At 56.4% G+C, this 14,840-nt stretch carries 15 protein-coding genes; 9 read left to right on the top strand and 6 right to left on the bottom strand.

Annotated features, from left to right (window positions below):
* Positions 1–175: 175 nt before the first annotated feature.
* The 7 genes from FJW00_RS03320 (at position 176) to FJW00_RS03290 (ending at position 7,119) form a co-directional block, all read left to right on the top strand.
* On the top strand, positions 176–1,192 hold the full coding sequence (locus FJW00_RS03320; RefSeq protein WP_111207810.1) for a sulfate ABC transporter substrate-binding protein: 1,017 nt from the start codon (positions 176–178) through the stop codon (positions 1,190–1,192).
* Complete coding sequence (gene cysT / locus FJW00_RS03315; RefSeq protein WP_009088836.1) at positions 1,192–2,025, top strand: sulfate/thiosulfate ABC transporter permease CysT; 834 nt, start codon at positions 1,192–1,194, stop codon at positions 2,023–2,025. The genes FJW00_RS03320 and cysT overlap by 1 nt, the downstream gene beginning before the upstream one ends.
* Positions 2,025–2,900, top strand: a complete 876-nt coding sequence (gene cysW, locus FJW00_RS03310; RefSeq protein ID WP_046102340.1) for a sulfate/thiosulfate ABC transporter permease CysW — start codon at positions 2,025–2,027, stop codon at positions 2,898–2,900. Before cysT ends, cysW begins: the two co-directional genes overlap by 1 nt.
* Positions 2,890–3,978 (top strand): sulfate/thiosulfate ABC transporter ATP-binding protein CysA, encoded by a 1,089-nt coding sequence (gene cysA / locus FJW00_RS03305; RefSeq protein WP_046102339.1) that lies wholly within the window; start codon positions 2,890–2,892, stop codon positions 3,976–3,978. Before cysW ends, cysA begins: the two co-directional genes overlap by 11 nt.
* Positions 3,979–4,059: 81 nt before the next feature.
* Complete coding sequence (gene cysM, locus FJW00_RS03300; RefSeq protein WP_046102338.1) at positions 4,060–4,944, top strand: cysteine synthase CysM; 885 nt, start codon at positions 4,060–4,062, stop codon at positions 4,942–4,944.
* A gap of 166 nt (positions 4,945–5,110) precedes the next feature.
* Positions 5,111–5,791, top strand: coding sequence for a response regulator transcription factor (locus FJW00_RS03295; protein ID WP_140923062.1), 681 nt, complete (start codon positions 5,111–5,113; stop codon positions 5,789–5,791).
* On the top strand, positions 5,788–7,119 hold the full coding sequence (locus tag FJW00_RS03290) for a HAMP domain-containing sensor histidine kinase (RefSeq protein ID WP_140923061.1): 1,332 nt from the start codon (positions 5,788–5,790) through the stop codon (positions 7,117–7,119). The genes FJW00_RS03295 and FJW00_RS03290 overlap by 4 nt, the downstream gene beginning before the upstream one ends.
* Positions 7,120–7,181: 62 nt before the next feature.
* On the opposite strand, the gene crr is transcribed toward FJW00_RS03290, so the two are convergent.
* The 6 genes from crr to cysZ all read right to left on the bottom strand — a co-directional run bounded on the left by crr (position 7,182) and on the right by cysZ (position 12,136).
* A complete protein-coding gene (gene crr / locus FJW00_RS03285; RefSeq protein ID WP_009088842.1) occupies positions 7,182–7,682 on the bottom strand; it encodes a PTS glucose transporter subunit IIA in 501 nt (166 codons plus the stop codon).
* Between the two features lie 42 nt (positions 7,683–7,724).
* Positions 7,725–9,452, bottom strand: a complete 1,728-nt coding sequence (gene ptsI, locus FJW00_RS03280; RefSeq protein WP_009088845.1) for a phosphoenolpyruvate-protein phosphotransferase PtsI — start codon at positions 9,450–9,452, stop codon at positions 7,725–7,727.
* 161 nt (positions 9,453–9,613) lie between these two features.
* Positions 9,614–9,871 (bottom strand): phosphocarrier protein Hpr, encoded by a 258-nt coding sequence (gene ptsH / locus FJW00_RS03275; RefSeq protein ID WP_003848868.1) that lies wholly within the window; start codon positions 9,869–9,871, stop codon positions 9,614–9,616.
* A gap of 172 nt (positions 9,872–10,043) precedes the next feature.
* Entirely contained in the window at positions 10,044–10,238 is a 195-nt protein-coding gene (locus tag FJW00_RS03270) for a hypothetical protein (RefSeq protein WP_111207812.1), read from the bottom strand.
* Positions 10,239–10,258: 20 nt separating this feature from the next.
* Positions 10,259–11,227, bottom strand: a complete 969-nt coding sequence (cysK, locus tag FJW00_RS03265) for a cysteine synthase A (protein ID WP_009088849.1) — start codon at positions 11,225–11,227, stop codon at positions 10,259–10,261.
* A gap of 141 nt (positions 11,228–11,368) precedes the next feature.
* On the bottom strand, positions 11,369–12,136 hold the full coding sequence (cysZ, locus tag FJW00_RS03260) for a sulfate transporter CysZ (RefSeq protein ID WP_140923060.1): 768 nt from the start codon (positions 12,134–12,136) through the stop codon (positions 11,369–11,371).
* Between the two features lie 218 nt (positions 12,137–12,354).
* On the opposite strand from cysZ, the gene zipA reads away from it, so the two are divergent.
* Both zipA and ligA read left to right on the top strand, forming a co-directional pair.
* Positions 12,355–13,368 (top strand): cell division protein ZipA, encoded by a 1,014-nt coding sequence (gene zipA / locus FJW00_RS03255; protein ID WP_140923059.1) that lies wholly within the window; start codon positions 12,355–12,357, stop codon positions 13,366–13,368.
* A gap of 75 nt (positions 13,369–13,443) precedes the next feature.
* Positions 13,444–14,840, top strand: a 1,397-nt coding sequence (gene ligA, locus FJW00_RS03250) for an NAD-dependent DNA ligase LigA (RefSeq protein WP_140923058.1), incomplete at its 3' end; no start/stop codon positions are given.

Genomic DNA, 14,840 nt, shown 5'->3' with positions numbered 1-14,840 from the left:
GTTATCCTCTCTGCGGCTTTTGCTGATTTCTGCATAAACTCTGCCGCTGTCTTATGCTTTTTTCGACTTTGAAATCATCAAACGATATATAAAACCGTTACTGGTTTTCCCTGAGTTATAAATAAACTGATGTTTCAGCGGGTGAGATCCGCATCAAATTTTTTCAGGGTGCCAAATGACATTACAAGCGATGAAAAAAGTCGTGAGCGGTATCGCGTTGTCGCTGAGCCTTGCTGGCGCAGCCAATGCCACTGAACTTCTTAACAGCTCTTACGATGTGTCCCGGGAGCTGTTTGTTGCCCTGAATGCCCCTTTTGTTAAACAGTGGGATGCCAGCCATCCTGCCGACCCGCTGACCATCAAAATGTCCCATGCCGGTTCATCTAAACAGGCGCTGGCTATCCTGCAGGGACTGCGCGCCGATGTTGTCACTTACAACCAGGTGACGGATGTGCAGGTCCTGCATGATAAAGGCAACCTGATTGCCGCAGACTGGAAAAGCCGTCTGCCGAATAACAGTTCACCGTTCTATTCCACCATGGCGTTTCTGGTGCGCAAAGGAAACCCAAAGCAGATTCATGACTGGTCAGATTTGACCCGTAACGATGTGAAGCTGATTTTCCCTAACCCGAAAACGTCCGGCAATGGTCGCTATACCTATCTGGCCGCCTGGGGGGCTGCTGATAAAGCGGACGGTAACGATCAGGCAAAAACCCGTGCCTTTATGACCCAGTTTCTGAAAAACGTTGAAGTCTTCGATACCGGGGGCCGTGGTGCGACCACGACCTTCGCTGAGCGCGGTCTGGGCGACGTGCTGATTAGCTTTGAGTCGGAAGTAAACAATATCCGCAACCAGTACGGTAAAGATGAGTATGAGGTGATCGTGCCGAAAACCAACATTCTGGCGGAGTTCCCGGTGGCGTGGGTAGATAAAAACGTTGCCGGTAACCACACCGCGGATGCGGCCAGCGCCTATCTCCACTACCTCTACACACCGGAAGCGCAGACGATTATTACGCACTACTACTATCGCGTGAACAATCCGCAGCTGATGGCAGAGCAGAAGGATCGCTTCCCGCAGACCAGCCTGTTCCGGGTTGAAGAGGCCTTTGGCGGCTGGGACAATGTGATGAAAACGCATTTCGCCAGCGGCGGTGAGCTGGATAAATTGTTAGCGGCGGGGCGTGGATAATGTTTGCAGCAAGTCATAAACGCGTGTTGCCCGGCTTTGGACTGAGCCTGGGCACCAGCCTGCTTTTTACCTGCCTGATTCTGCTGCTGCCCATCAGCGCCGTGATCATGCAGCTGTCACAGATGACCCTTCAGCAGTACTGGGATGTGGTGACCAACCCGCAGCTGGTTGCGGCCTACAAGGTTACGCTGCTCTCCGCCGGTGTCGCCTCGCTGTTTAATGCGGTGTTCGGCATGCTGATGGCGTGGATCCTGACCCGCTACCGCTTCCCGGGCCGCACGCTGCTGGATGGCCTGATGGATCTGCCGTTTGCGCTGCCGACCGCCGTCGCGGGCCTGACACTGGCCGGACTCTTTTCGGTCAACGGCTGGTATGGACAGTGGTTTGCCCATTTCGATATCAAAATCTCCTACACCTGGATCGGCATCGCCATCGCCATGGCCTTCACCAGCATCCCGTTTGTGGTGCGCACGGTACAGCCGGTGCTGGAGGAGTTAGGCCCGGAGTATGAAGAAGCCGCGGAAACGCTGGGTGCCACACCGTGGCAGAGCTTCCGTCGGGTTGTGTTACCGGAAGTCGCCCCGGCGCTGCTGGCGGGCACGGCGCTCTCCTTTACCCGCAGCCTGGGGGAGTTTGGTGCGGTGATCTTTATTGCCGGTAACATCGCCTGGAAAACGGAAGTGACCTCGCTGATGATTTTTGTCCGGTTGCAGGAGTTTGACTATCCGGCCGCCAGCGCCATCGCCTCGGTGATCCTGGCCGCCTCGCTTATCCTGTTATTTGCGATTAACACCTTACAGAGCCGCTTTGGCCGTCGACTGGGAGGTCACTAATGGCTGAGGTCTCACAACTGAATCATGCGGATCGCCAGCCGGTGAACTGGGGAAAATGGCTGCTGATTGGTATCGGCGCGCTGCTCTCGATTCTGCTGCTGCTGGTGCCGATGGTCTCCATCTTCTGGGAGGCACTGAATCAGGGACTGCTGGTCTCCCTGAGCAACCTGGCTGACCCCGATATGCTGCACGCCATCTGGCTGACGGTGATGGTGGCGCTGATCACCGTTCCGGTTAACCTGGTGTTCGGCACGCTGCTCGCCTGGCTGGTGACCCGCTTTACCTTTCCGGGGCGTCAGCTGCTGCTGACCCTGTTTGATATTCCGTTTGCCGTGTCGCCGGTGGTGGCCGGTCTGATGTATCTGCTGTTCTGGGGCGTCAACGGTCCGGCGGGCGGCTGGCTGGATGCGCATAACATCCAGGTTATGTTCGCCTGGCCGGGCATGGTGCTGGCGACCGTGTTTGTGACCTGTCCGTTTGTGGTGCGCGAACTGGTGCCGGTGATGCTGAGCCAGGGCAGTCACGAAGATGAAGCGGCGGTGCTGCTGGGCGCTTCAGGCTGGCAGATGTTCCGTCGGGTGACGCTGCCGAATATTCGCTGGGCGCTGCTGTATGGCATCGTGCTGACCAACGCCCGTGCGATTGGTGAATTTGGTGCGGTCTCGGTGGTATCGGGATCGATTCGCGGTGAGACCTATACGCTGCCGCTTCAGGTTGAATTATTGCATCAGGATTACAATACGGTCGGCGCATTCACCGCTGCCGCGCTGCTGACCCTGATGGCCATTGTAACGTTGTTTCTGAAAAGTATTGTGCAGTGGCGTCTGGAGCAACAGCACAAGCACCTGCAACAGGAGGGAAATCATGAGCATTGAGATTAACAAGATCAACAAATCCTTTGGTCGCACCTCGGTGCTGAACGATATCTCTCTGGATATTGCCTCGGGTGAAATGGTGGCGCTGCTTGGCCCATCCGGCTCCGGTAAAACCACGCTGCTGCGCATTATTGCCGGGCTGGAGCATCAGAACAGCGGCCAGATCCGTTTTCATGGCAACGATGTGAGCCGTCTGCATGCGCGCGATCGTCAGGTTGGATTTGTTTTCCAGCACTATGCGCTGTTCCGCCATATGACGGTGTTCGACAACATCGCCTTTGGCCTGACGGTGCTGCCGCGTCGGGAACGTCCTTCTGCGGCCGAGATCAAACAGCGTGTTACCCGTCTGCTGGAGATGGTGCAGCTGGCCCATCTGGCGAACCGCTTCCCGTCTCAGCTTTCGGGCGGGCAGAAACAGCGTGTGGCGCTGGCGCGTGCGTTAGCGGTAGAACCGCAAATCCTGCTGCTGGATGAACCTTTTGGCGCGCTTGATGCGCAGGTGCGTAAAGAGCTGCGTCGCTGGCTGCGTCAGCTGCATGAAGAGCTGAAATTTACCAGCGTGTTTGTGACCCACGACCAGGAAGAGGCGATGGAAGTGGCAGACCGCGTGGTGGTGATGAGCCAGGGTAATATCGAGCAGGTCGGCACGCCAGATGACGTGTGGCGCGATCCGGCAACCCGCTTTGTGCTGGAGTTCCTGGGTGAAGTGAATCGCTTCGATGGTGAGATCCACGGGTCGCAGTTCCATGTCGGCGCGCATCACTGGCCGCTGGGGTATACTTCGGCACATCAGGGCCCGGTTGAGCTGTTCCTGCGTCCGTGGGAAATCGATGTGTCCCGCCACAGCAGCCTGGAAACCCCGCTGCCGGTGCAGGTGCTGGAAGTGAGTCCGCGTGGACACTTCTGGCAGCTGGTGGTGCAGCCCGCTGGCTGGCAGAGCGAGCCGTTTTCGCTGGTATTTGAAGGTGAACAGACCGCCCCGATTCGTGGCGAACGCCTGTTTGTTGGCCTGCAGCAGGCGCGTCTCTATAAGGGCGATACCCCGCTGCGCGCTGTTGCCTTTGCCCAGAGCGCCTGATATTTTCTGATCAACACCGGGCGGGAGTGTGACTCCCGCCTTTTTTTTGCCTTCTGTTTGCATTAAGCCAGGAACCTTACCGTGACGACTCTTGAAAATACCATCGGCAATACCCCGCTGGTCAGGTTACAGCGCCTGACGCCCGCTAACGGCAGTGAGGTCTGGCTTAAGCTGGAAGGCAACAATCCGGCGGGTTCGGTCAAGGATCGTGCGGCCTGGTCGATGATCAATCAGGCGGAGCTGCGCGGAGATATCACGCCCGGCGATCAGCTGATCGAAGCCACCAGTGGCAACACCGGCATTGCGCTGGCGATGATCGCCGCGATGAAAGGCTACCGTATGCGCCTGCTGATGCCGGACAACATGAGTCAGGAGCGGCAGGATGCGATGCGTGCTTATGGGGCAGAGCTGATACTGGTGCCGCGCGAGCAGGGAATGGAAGGGGCGCGCGATCTGGCGCAGGCGATGGCGGCACGCGGCGAGGGCCGGGTGCTGGATCAGTTCAACAATCCCGATAATCCGCTGGGCCACTATCAGACCACCGGCCCGGAGCTGTGGCAGCAGTCGAATCAGCGTATGACCCATTTTGTCTCCAGTATGGGCACCACCGGCACGATCACCGGCGTGGGACGCTACCTGAAAGAGCACAACACCGGCGTGCAGGTCATTGGCTTACAGCCCAGCGAGGGCAGCAGCATTCCGGGCATCCGTCGCTGGCCGCTGGCCTATCTGCCGGGGATCTACCGTCCCAATCTGGTGGATGACGTCATCGATATGACGCAGAAGGAAGCGGAGGAGACCATGCGGGCGCTGGCACGCCGTGAGGGCATCTTCTGTGGCGTCAGTTCAGGCGGCGCGGTGGCGGGTGCACTGCGCATCGCCGAGGCAAATCCGGGAAGCGTGGTGGTGGCGATCGCCTGCGATCGCGGCGATCGTTATCTCTCGACCGGTCTCTATCACCCGTAACCGCTGTGGATGCGAAACCTGGCCTGTGAAGCGTCTGCTGCCCACAGGCCTTTTTTTTGCCCGGTTTACTGTGCCAGCGAGTGTGAATCTGTAAGGATCACGTAAATCAGGCTGCGCCGATCGGCCGCACAGGTGAAAATAGCGCCCGTTCTCCGGAGAAATGACCATGAAAATTCTGCTTGTTGATGATGATGTAGAGCTGGGCACGATGTTAAGCCAGTACCTGATTGCGGAAGGCTTCGATGCTCAGCTGGTGCTGACCGGCAGCGCCGGGATTCAGGGCGCGCTCTCCGGCCATTTCACCGCGATGATCCTGGACATCATGCTGCCCGACATGAGTGGCATTGACGTTCTGCGGCAGGTGCGTCAGAACAGCCGCATACCAGTGATTATGCTGACCGCCAAAGGCGATAACATTGACCGCGTAATCGGTCTGGAGATGGGGGCCGATGACTATATGCCCAAGCCCTGCTATCCGCGCGAGCTGGTGGCACGTCTGCGGGCGGTGCTGCGGCGTTTCGAAGAGCAGGCTCCGCAGCCGGATAGCCAGGAGCCGCTGCGCTGGGGGGCGCTGACCCTCAATCCCGCCACCCGTATCAGTGAATGGCAGGAGAAAGCCTTCGATCTCACCGCCTCGGAATTTAATCTGCTGGAACTGCTGATGCGCGCTCCGGACAGGGTGGTCTCAAAAGATGAGCTGTCGGAGAAGGGACTTGGTCGCCCGCGCGAGGCGTATGATCGCAGCGTCGATGTGCATATCAGCAACATCCGTCAGAAGCTCAGTGCCTTAACCGCTGACAGCATCACGATCGAAACCGTTCGCAGTATCGGTTATCGCATTCGATGAGGCACTACCGTGGACGCCTGTTCTGGAAGATCTTTATCGGCTTCTGGATCGTCTTTGTCATCATCAGTCAGCTTATCTGGCTCGGCTTTTCGCTCTCCGGTAGACGACACGAGCCGCCTGAACTGGTGGCGGTCCGCCGCGTGGCCGATCTGCAACTCACTTCGGCGGCGACGGTGCTGGCGCAGGACGGGCCTGAGGCGCTGAACGCGATGCTGTCGGGCTGGGACAAACGTGACCGGCAGTTTTTCCACATCCTGCCACAGGCGCAACCGTCGCCTGCACAGGCTAACCCGGATGGGGAGGCGCATCGGCCCGCCGAAAGTGAGCGCTGGGTGCGCGGCGCCGATGGAAAAGGGTATCAGCTGCGCTATGACATTGATGGCATGCGAAAAGAGAGCATGATGAACAGTATGCCGCGCAGATTCCTCAATATCCCTGAGCCGATGTTTGTCTTCGCCGGTTCGGTAGGATTACTCTTCAGCCTGCTGCTTGCCTGGAATCTGACGCGACCCATGCGTCAGCTGCGCGAAGGGTTCTCCCGGGTCGCAGAGGGCGATTTAAGCGTACGGCTTTTTCCGGTGATGCGTAGACGGCATGATGAGATTTCTGATGTCGCCCGGGCCTTCGATACCATGGCTGAGCGGCTGGAGACCCTGGTCCGTGCGCGCGAAGAGCTGCTGCACGATATCTCACACGAGCTGCGTTCACCGCTGGCGCGCCTGCAGCTGGCGACCGGGCTGGCCAGACAGACGCCTGAAAATGTGCACAGTTCGCTCGATCGTATCGACGAAGAGGCGCGCCGGCTGGATAAGATGATCGGTGAACTGCTGACGCTGTCGCGCGCTGAGCATGAAAGTATTCCGGATGAGCAGTACTTTGACCTCACCGGCCTGCTGGAGGCGGTGATCACCGATGTCCGCTATGAAGCGCAGCTCCCCGGTGTGCAGGTGGCGTTTCAGGTGGACAATCGGGCCGACTACACCGTGCGTGGCAATGCCGAACTGATACGGCGCGCCACCGAGAATGTGTTACGCAACGCGCTGCGCTTTTCCCTGCCAGGCCAGCGGATCGAGGTTGAACTGCGCACCGCGCAGCAGTGGCTGGAAATTCAGGTGCGCGATCAGGGGCCGGGTGTCGATGAAGAGAAACTCTCCAGCATCTTTGACCCGTTTGTGCGGGTCAACTCACCGCTGATGGGAAAGGGCTATGGCCTTGGGCTGGCGATCGTCCGCAAAGTGGTGCTGGCGCATCAGGGCGAAGTCGAGGCACGGAACCGGCCGGAGGGAGGGCTGGAACTGACGCTGCGACTGCCGCACTGGCCATCCTGAAAAGCGCGGAGAGCAGAAACGAAAACGGCACCCGAAGGTGCCGTCAGAGCAGGAACAAAGCCTTATTTTCTGATGCGAATCACCGGCGTTTCGCCGACGGTGACCTGGCCAGAGAGCTTAATCAGTTCCTTGATTTCATCCATGTTGGAGATAACAACCGGAGTCAGGGTTGATTTCGCTTTCTCTTCCAGCAATGGCAGATCGAACTCGATAACGACGTCGCCTTTTTTGACCTTCTGGCCTTCTTCAGCGATGCGTTTGAAACCTTCACCTTTCAGTTCAACCGTATCGATGCCGAAATGCACAAACAGCTCGATGCCGTTGTCCGATTCGATTGAAAAAGCATGGTTGGTTTCAAAAATCTTACCGATAGTGCCATCCACCGGCGCAACCATTTTGTTGCCAGTCGGTTTGATCGCGATACCGTCGCCCACGATTTTTTCTGCAAACACCACATCTGGTACGTCTTCAATATTCACAATTTCGCCTGACAGAGGCGCTACGATATCGATTGTCCCAGCGCTATCCGTTTTTTCGCCAAAAAGTTTAGAAAACAAACCCATGATCTTCTCCTAAGCAGTAATTTGGGGCCAGCATCATGCAGATTAGCAGAGCGTTTTTTCTTTAATGAACTTGTTCACCAGGTTCATTAAATCTTCCGCTGTCGGTTGAGCCAGTGCCTGCTCTGCCAATGCCTTCGCATCTTCAAAATTAGTATTACGAATGATTTTCTTGATGCCAGGGATAGAAATGGCACTCATGCTGAACTCGTCCAGCCCCATTCCCAGTAACAGTAGTGTAGCACGTTCATCACCTGCCAGCTCACCACACATGCCGGTCCATTTACCTTCAGCGTGAGATGCATCAATGACTTGCTTAATTAAGTTAAGCACAGACGGCGTCATTGGATTGTACAGGTGCGAAATCAAATCGTTACCACGATCGACCGCCAGAGTATACTGCGTCAGGTCGTTTGTCCCAATACTGAAGAAGTCGACTTCTTTCGCCAGATGACGTGCAATCACCGCTGACGCCGGGGTTTCCACCATGATACCGACTTCGATGGACTCGTCGAACGCTTTGCCTTCTTCACGCAGCTGCGCTTTCAGCAGTTCCAGTTCCGCTTTCAGCGAACGCACTTCTTCAACGGAAATGATCATCGGGAACATAATGCGCAGTTTGCCGAATGAGGAGGCGCGCAGGATAGCACGCAGCTGCGCATGCAGAATCTCTTTGCGGTCCATGGCGATACGGATAGCGCGCCAGCCGAGGAAAGGGTTTTCCTCTTTCGGCAGGTTCATGTAAGGCAGATCTTTGTCACCACCGATATCCATGGTACGGACGATAACGGCCTGTGAACCCATGGCTTCAGCAACGGCTTTATACGCCTGGAACTGCTCTTCTTCGGTCGGCAGCGCATCGCGGTCCATGAACAGGAACTCGGTGCGGTAAAGACCCACGCCTTCTGCGCCGTTGCGCTCTGCGCCGGCGACGTCGCGCACGGTGCCGATGTTGGCACAGACTTCAACCTGATGACCATCCAGCGTGACCGCAGGCAGGTCTTTCAGCTTGGCTAATTCGTGTTTTTCCGACAGATACTGGTTCTGTACGGCTTTCAGCTCTTCCTGAACGGCGTCAGAAGGATTGACGTGAATCGCGTTGTTCACACCATCCAGAATCAGGAAGTCGCCGTTTTTAACCGTGACGGTGACATTGCCGGTGCCGACAATGGCTGGGATCTCCAGCGAGCGCGCCATGATTGAGGTATGTGAGGTACGGCCACCCAGATCGGTAATAAAGCCCAGCACTTTTTTCAGGTTCAGCTGTGCGGTTTCTGACGGCGTTAAATCTTTTGCTACCAGAATGGATTCATCCGGAATGGCGCTCAGGTCAACGATATGCAGACCGAGGATGTTTTGCAGCAGACGCTTACCGATGTCGCGCACGTCAGCCGCACGCTCTTTCAGGTACTCATCGTCTAACTCTTCCAGCGCTTTCGCCTGACCATCGATAACCGAGTCAACAGCAGCATCGGCAGAGGCGTGATCTTTTTTGATCAGGTCGATGATTTCCTGCTCCAGCTCTTCATCTTCCAGCAACATAATGTGGCCTTCGAAGATCGCAGCTTTCTCTTCACCGAGGGTTTCACCCGCTTTGACGCGAATCGCTTCCAGTTGCTGTGCCGCTTTACCGCGACCATCGAGGAAGCGCTGAACTTCCTGCTCAACCTGGTCATCAGAAATTTTCTTACGGTTGATGACGATCTCGTCTTCTTTCAGCAGCAGTGCTTTGCCGAAAGCGATACCTGGTGATGCTAAAATGCCTGAAATCATAACGCTACCTTTTAATCACGATGGCTGATGGGACTCTTTGCGGTGCCATTGTCGCGGGACACGTACTCTACGAAAGCAATAACGCGGACAGATTGTCCGCGATCAAGATGTTTGCACTCAATGGCGCAGAGGAGTCGATTGGCTGGAGAGCTGAGCGGAGATTACTCCAGTTCAGCCATCAGTTTGACCAGATGCTCAACTGCTTTCTGTTCGTCTTCGCCTTCTGCTGACAGGGTCACAACGGTTCCCTGCGTTAAACCCAGTGTCTGCAGCTTGAACAGGCTCTTGGCGCTGGCAGATTTACCGTTAGAGGTCACAGTGATTTCTGACTGGAAAGCTTTGGCTTCTTTAACGAATTGCGCTGCTGGGCGAGTATGCAGACCGTTTGGTGCAGTAATGGTAACTTCTTGCTGGAACATTCTATTTCCCCAACGTTATCAGAATGAGTGTTATGGATCTAAAGTCTAGCCTGGAGCCTTCACTTTAGCCTGTGTCGGTGCGCGGGTATAGCTTCATGCTGACCCAGGACGCGCATGCGTCAAATCGACATTCCGTTGCGTCGTAAAACCGATTCTACACGTCACCGGTTAATTATGCCGTGATTCGCCGTTTCACTGAATCCGTAAATCGATTCAGCTTGATCCACTTCAAACGCGGATTAATTTCAGGCATCGAAATAATTGGCAGTCTAAATACCAGAGCGGCGTCACTGAAATCAATCTGCCGGGTGGTGAAAGTGAGATCTGCGCCACAAAAAAGCACCCGGGCGGGTGCTTTTTGCGGCATTTTCAGACTTTCTGCCCCGACTACTGCAGCTCTTTTTCTGTAAAGAGATCGGCGAACAAAGCGGTACTCAGATAGCGTTCACCTGAGGAGGGGAGAATCACCACGATATTCTTGTTGGCGAAGGTTTCCTCTTCCTGCAACTTCAGCGCGGCGGCGACCGCAGCACCGGAGGAGATACCGGCCAGAATGCCTTCCTGCTCCATCAGCAGACGCGCAGTGCTGATCGCTTCCTCATTCGTGATAGCCACAACCCGATCAACCAGATTCAGCTCAAGGTTACCCGGAATAAAGCCTGCGCCGATCCCCTGGATTTTGTGAGGGCCAGGTTTGATCTCCGCTCCTGCCAGGGCCTGAGCAATGACCGGCGAATCGGTTGGCTCCACCGCGACGGTGATCAGATCTTTTTTACCTTTGGTGTTCTTGATGTAGCGGCTCACGCCGGTTAGCGTACCGCCGGTGCCGACACCAGCAATAAAGACATCCACTTCGCCGTCGGTATCTTCCCAGATTTCCGGGCCGGTGGTCTTTTCATGGATCTCCGGGTTAGCCGGGTTGCTGAACTGCTGCAGCAGGACATATTTATCCGGGTCGCTTGCAACAATCTCTTCAGCTTTGCCGATAGCCCCTTTCATGCCTTTGGCACCTTCAGTCAGGACCAGATTCGCGCCCAGCGCTTTCAGCAGTTTACGACGCTCAACGGACATCGTCTCAGGCATGGTCAGGGTCAGTTTATAACCGCGCGCGGCGGCCACATAGGCGAGGGCAATCCCGGTATTGCCGCTGGTCGGTTCAACCAGTTCAATACCCGGTTTCAGAATACCGCGTTTCTCTGCGTCCCAAATCATATTGGCACCGATACGGCATTTTACGCTGAAGCTCGGGTTACGGGATTCAACTTTCGCAAGGATGCGGCCGTTACCGATGCGGTTCAGTCGAACCAATGGCGTATGACCAATTGTCAAAGAGTTGTCTTCATAGATCTTACTCATAGCCTGTCCTTAACTGTATGAATTATTGGGAACCCTATGAGCATACCTGTTCTGCCTGGGGGCGGAAGGAAAGAAATCGCATATCTATATGTCACCCGGCAATAAGCCTTGTTAAAAAGAGCATAAGGCGCGCTGATATATTCAGCGCACTTCCTGCCGTGCCAGTTGCTGCCGGTAGCGATCGACCCACATCGCTGTGGCCCCGCAGACGGCCACTGGCATGATGACCAGGTTCAGCACCGGGATCATGGTAAACAGACTGGTAAGCGCACCAAACTGCATATTGGCGGTTTTATGCCGACGCAGGGCGTTACGCATCTGCTGAAAAGGCACTTTGTGATTATCGAATGGGTAGTCGCAATACTGGATCGCGAGCATCCAGGCGCTGAACAGGAACCACAACACGGGCGCAACCGTCTGGCCGAAACCCGGGATAAAGTAGAGCAGCAGCAGTCCCACCGCACGTGGCAGGTAGTAGCCCAGCTTTTGCAGCTCGCGCTTCATGATGCGCGGCACATCTTTGATCAGACCCGCCCAGCCGCTGTCAGGCAGCGGTTTACCGGTCAGGCGTCCCTCAAGCTGCTCGGCCAGCAAACCGCAAAACGGTGCGGCGATAAGGTTAGCGAGGGTGGAAAAGAAGTAGCTGAAGACCAGCACAATCGCAATCACCGACAGTGGCCATAACAGATAGCTGAGCCACTGCAGCCAGTCCGGAATCGTGGCCATCAGCCGCGGGATCCAGTCACCCAGACGATAGAAAAGCCAGATGAATGTGCCACCCAGCATCAGAATGTTGATCAGCAGCGGCATGACCACAAAGCGACGAATGCCAGGCAGACGCATCAGTTTCCAGCCCTGGCTGAAGTAGTGTATGCCGTTAAAATCTGAGACGGACTTCTCAAGGGCCATATAGGCAATTCTCCTGAAGGTAATAGGGCGGGCCCACTATAACCTGGCTTTTTCCCCAGGCCAGGTGCCGTTTGGGTAAAAAAACAGCGAAAAAGCGTGGGTTGCCTATCTTATTTGTTAGAAAATAGTGCACAGACTTGCACTTGTGTAGCAGGGCAAATACAGTTAGAGGATAAAGTTTGCCGCGGTGGCAAGGTATTGGAACAACAGAGAATACAATGATGCAGGATTTGCGTCTGATATTAATCGTTGTTGGCGCGATCGCCATAATAGCGCTCCTTCTTCACGGACTGTGGACCAGCCGTAAAGAGCGTTCGTCAGTGTTCCGCGATCGCCCGCACAAACGTCTGAAACAACGTGATGAACATGATGAGCCGGACCTGATCGACGACGAAGATGATGGCGTCGGCGAGGTTCGTGTTCGCGCTGAGCGCAGCAACCATCAGGAACCGCGTTTCGATGATATTCGCGAATCCCAGCCGGTTGCGCCGCGTAATCCCGCGCCTGCTGAGCCTGTACGTCAGCCTGCGCCACGACCTGCTCCGCAAGCCGAACCGGAAAGCGATCCGCTTTTCAGCCCCGCACCGCAGCCTGCTCCTCAGCCGCGTCCGGAACCGGCTCGTCAGCAGCAACAGCCTGCGCCTGCTTTTGTCGCACCGCCTGTGCAGGCCGATCCGCTGCTGGATCTGGACCCGCTGGAATCGGTGCAGCCCGCACCGCAGTACCAGGCTGAACCCGAGCCGCAGCCTGAAATCACTCAGGCGCCGGAACCGACTCCCGTTCCGCCGTCTGCACCTGCCGCACCGGCAGAGAAGCCGAAAGAAGCGGTGCTGGTTCTGCACGTTGCCGCACACTCGGGTGGCGAACTCAATGGTGAGGCTCTCCTCCAGGGGATTCTGCAGGCGGGCTTCCAGTTTGGTGAGATGAACATCTTCCATCGCCATCTCAGTCCGGCAGGCAGTGGTCCGGTCCTGTTCAGTCTGGCCAATATGGTCAAGCCTGGCTCGTTTAACCCTGACCTGATGACAGATTTCAGCACGCCGGGTATCTCCATCTTTATGATGGTGCCTTCCTATGGCGATGCGAATCAGAACTTCAAGCTGATGCTGCAGTCGGCACAGCGCATCGCTGATGATGTTGGCGGCGTAGTGCTGGATGATGAACGTCGCATGATGACGCCGCAGAAGCTGGAAACTTACAAGGCGCGTATTCGCGATGTGGTCGGTGTCTGACCACGGCGCAAACCGCTATCTGAACTGTTAAAACAAACCCCCGCATGTCGGGGGTTTTTTATCTGATGGGGCTTTATGAAATCCGTCCAGGATCACATCACCGAACTGCGCACTACGCTGCGTCATCACGAATACCTCTATCACGTCATGGATGCACCGGAAGTGCCGGATGCCGAATATGATCGCCTGATGCGTGAACTGCGCCAGCTGGAAGCGGATCATCCCGATCTGATTACGCCGGACTCACCAACCCAGCGCGTCGGCGCTGCGCCGCTGACGGTGTTTGAACAGGTTCGCCATGAAGTCCCGATGCTGTCGCTGGATAACGCCTTTGATGAAGCGACCTTTATGGCCTTCAACAAGCGGGTGCGCGATCGGCTGAAAAGCAGTGAAGAGATTACCTACTGCTGTGAGCTTAAACTTGATGGCTTAGCGGTGAGCCTGATGTATGAAAACGGGCTGCTGGTTCAGGCCGCCACGCGGGGAGACGGCACCACCGGCGAGAATATTACCGCCAACGTGCGCACCATTCGCGCTATTCCGCTGCGTCTTAAAGGTGACAACATTCCGGCGCGGCTGGAAGTGCGTGGCGAAGTCTTTATGACGCAGCGCGGCTTCGAAAAGCTGAATGAGGAAGCGCGCCGCACGGACGGCAAAGTCTTTGCTAACCCGCGCAACGCAGCGGCAGGTTCGCTGCGTCAGCTTGATCCGCGCATCACCGCAAAACGTCCGCTGACCTTCTTCTGCTACGGTTTCGGCCTGCTGGAAGGCGGCGAGATGCCGCACAGTCACATGGCACGCCTGCAGCAGTTCAAAGCCTGGGGGCTGCCGGTCAGCGACCGCATTAAGCTGGTGCATAATGCGGAAGAGGCGCTGGCTTTTTATCACGACGTTGAGCAACAGCGCCCCAGTCTCGGATTTGATATCGATGGCGTGGTCATCAAAGTCGATTCACAGGCGCAGCAGGAACAGCTGGGCTTTGTGGCGCGTGCGCCGCGCTGGGCGATAGCCTTTAAATTCCCGGCGCAGGAGCAGCTGACCTGGGTGCGGGATGTCGAGTTTCAGGTTGGCCGGACCGGGGCTATCACTCCTGTCGCCCGCCTGGAGCCGGTGCAGGTAGCGGGTGTGATTGTCAGCAACGCCACGCTGCATAACGCCGATGAAATCGCGCGGCTGGGACTGCGCATCGGGGACCGGGTCGTGATTCGCCGTGCAGGCGATGTGATCCCGCAGGTCGTGAATGTGGTCACCGCTGAACGTCCTGAAGAGACGCGTGAAGTGGTGTTTCCTGCTCACTGCCCGGTCTGTGGTTCTGAGGTGGAACGGGTCGAAGGTGAATCGGTCACGCGCTGCACCGGCGGTCTGATTTGCGGCGCGCAGCGAAAAGAGGCGCTGAAGCATTTTGTCTCGCGCCGGGCGCTCGATGTCGACGGCATGGGCGATAAGATTATCGACCAGCTGGTGGAGAAAGA

This window comes from Pantoea anthophila (assembly GCF_006494375.1).
In the GTDB taxonomy this organism is placed as follows: Bacteria; Pseudomonadota; Gammaproteobacteria; order Enterobacterales; family Enterobacteriaceae; genus Pantoea; species Pantoea anthophila.
This window is presented reverse-complemented; position numbering and strand designations above follow the sequence as displayed.

Excerpts from the sequence above, each read along its gene's own strand:
- ptsI (WP_009088845.1), bottom strand. The coding sequence starts at position 9,452 with ATGATTTCAGGCATTTTAGCATCACCAGGTATCGCTTTCGGCAAAGCA.
- FJW00_RS03320 (WP_111207810.1), top strand. The coding sequence starts at position 176 with ATGACATTACAAGCGATGAAAAAAGTCGTGAGCGGTATCGCGTTGTCG.
- ptsH (WP_003848868.1), bottom strand. The coding sequence starts at position 9,871 with ATGTTCCAGCAAGAAGTTACCATTACTGCACCAAACGGTCTGCATACT.
- cysA (WP_046102339.1), top strand. The coding sequence starts at position 2,890 with ATGAGCATTGAGATTAACAAGATCAACAAATCCTTTGGTCGCACCTCG.
- FJW00_RS03295 (WP_140923062.1), top strand. The coding sequence starts at position 5,111 with ATGAAAATTCTGCTTGTTGATGATGATGTAGAGCTGGGCACGATGTTA.
- FJW00_RS03290 (WP_140923061.1), top strand. The coding sequence starts at position 5,788 with ATGAGGCACTACCGTGGACGCCTGTTCTGGAAGATCTTTATCGGCTTC.
- cysK (WP_009088849.1), bottom strand. The coding sequence starts at position 11,227 with ATGAGTAAGATCTATGAAGACAACTCTTTGACAATTGGTCATACGCCA.
- crr (WP_009088842.1), bottom strand. The coding sequence starts at position 7,682 with ATGGGTTTGTTTTCTAAACTTTTTGGCGAAAAAACGGATAGCGCTGGG.
- cysT (WP_009088836.1), top strand. The coding sequence starts at position 1,192 with ATGTTTGCAGCAAGTCATAAACGCGTGTTGCCCGGCTTTGGACTGAGC.
- cysW (WP_046102340.1), top strand. The coding sequence starts at position 2,025 with ATGGCTGAGGTCTCACAACTGAATCATGCGGATCGCCAGCCGGTGAAC.
- cysZ (WP_140923060.1), bottom strand. The coding sequence starts at position 12,136 with ATGGCCCTTGAGAAGTCCGTCTCAGATTTTAACGGCATACACTACTTC.
- zipA (WP_140923059.1), top strand. The coding sequence starts at position 12,355 with ATGATGCAGGATTTGCGTCTGATATTAATCGTTGTTGGCGCGATCGCC.
- FJW00_RS03270 (WP_111207812.1), bottom strand. The coding sequence starts at position 10,238 with ATGCCGCAAAAAGCACCCGCCCGGGTGCTTTTTTGTGGCGCAGATCTC.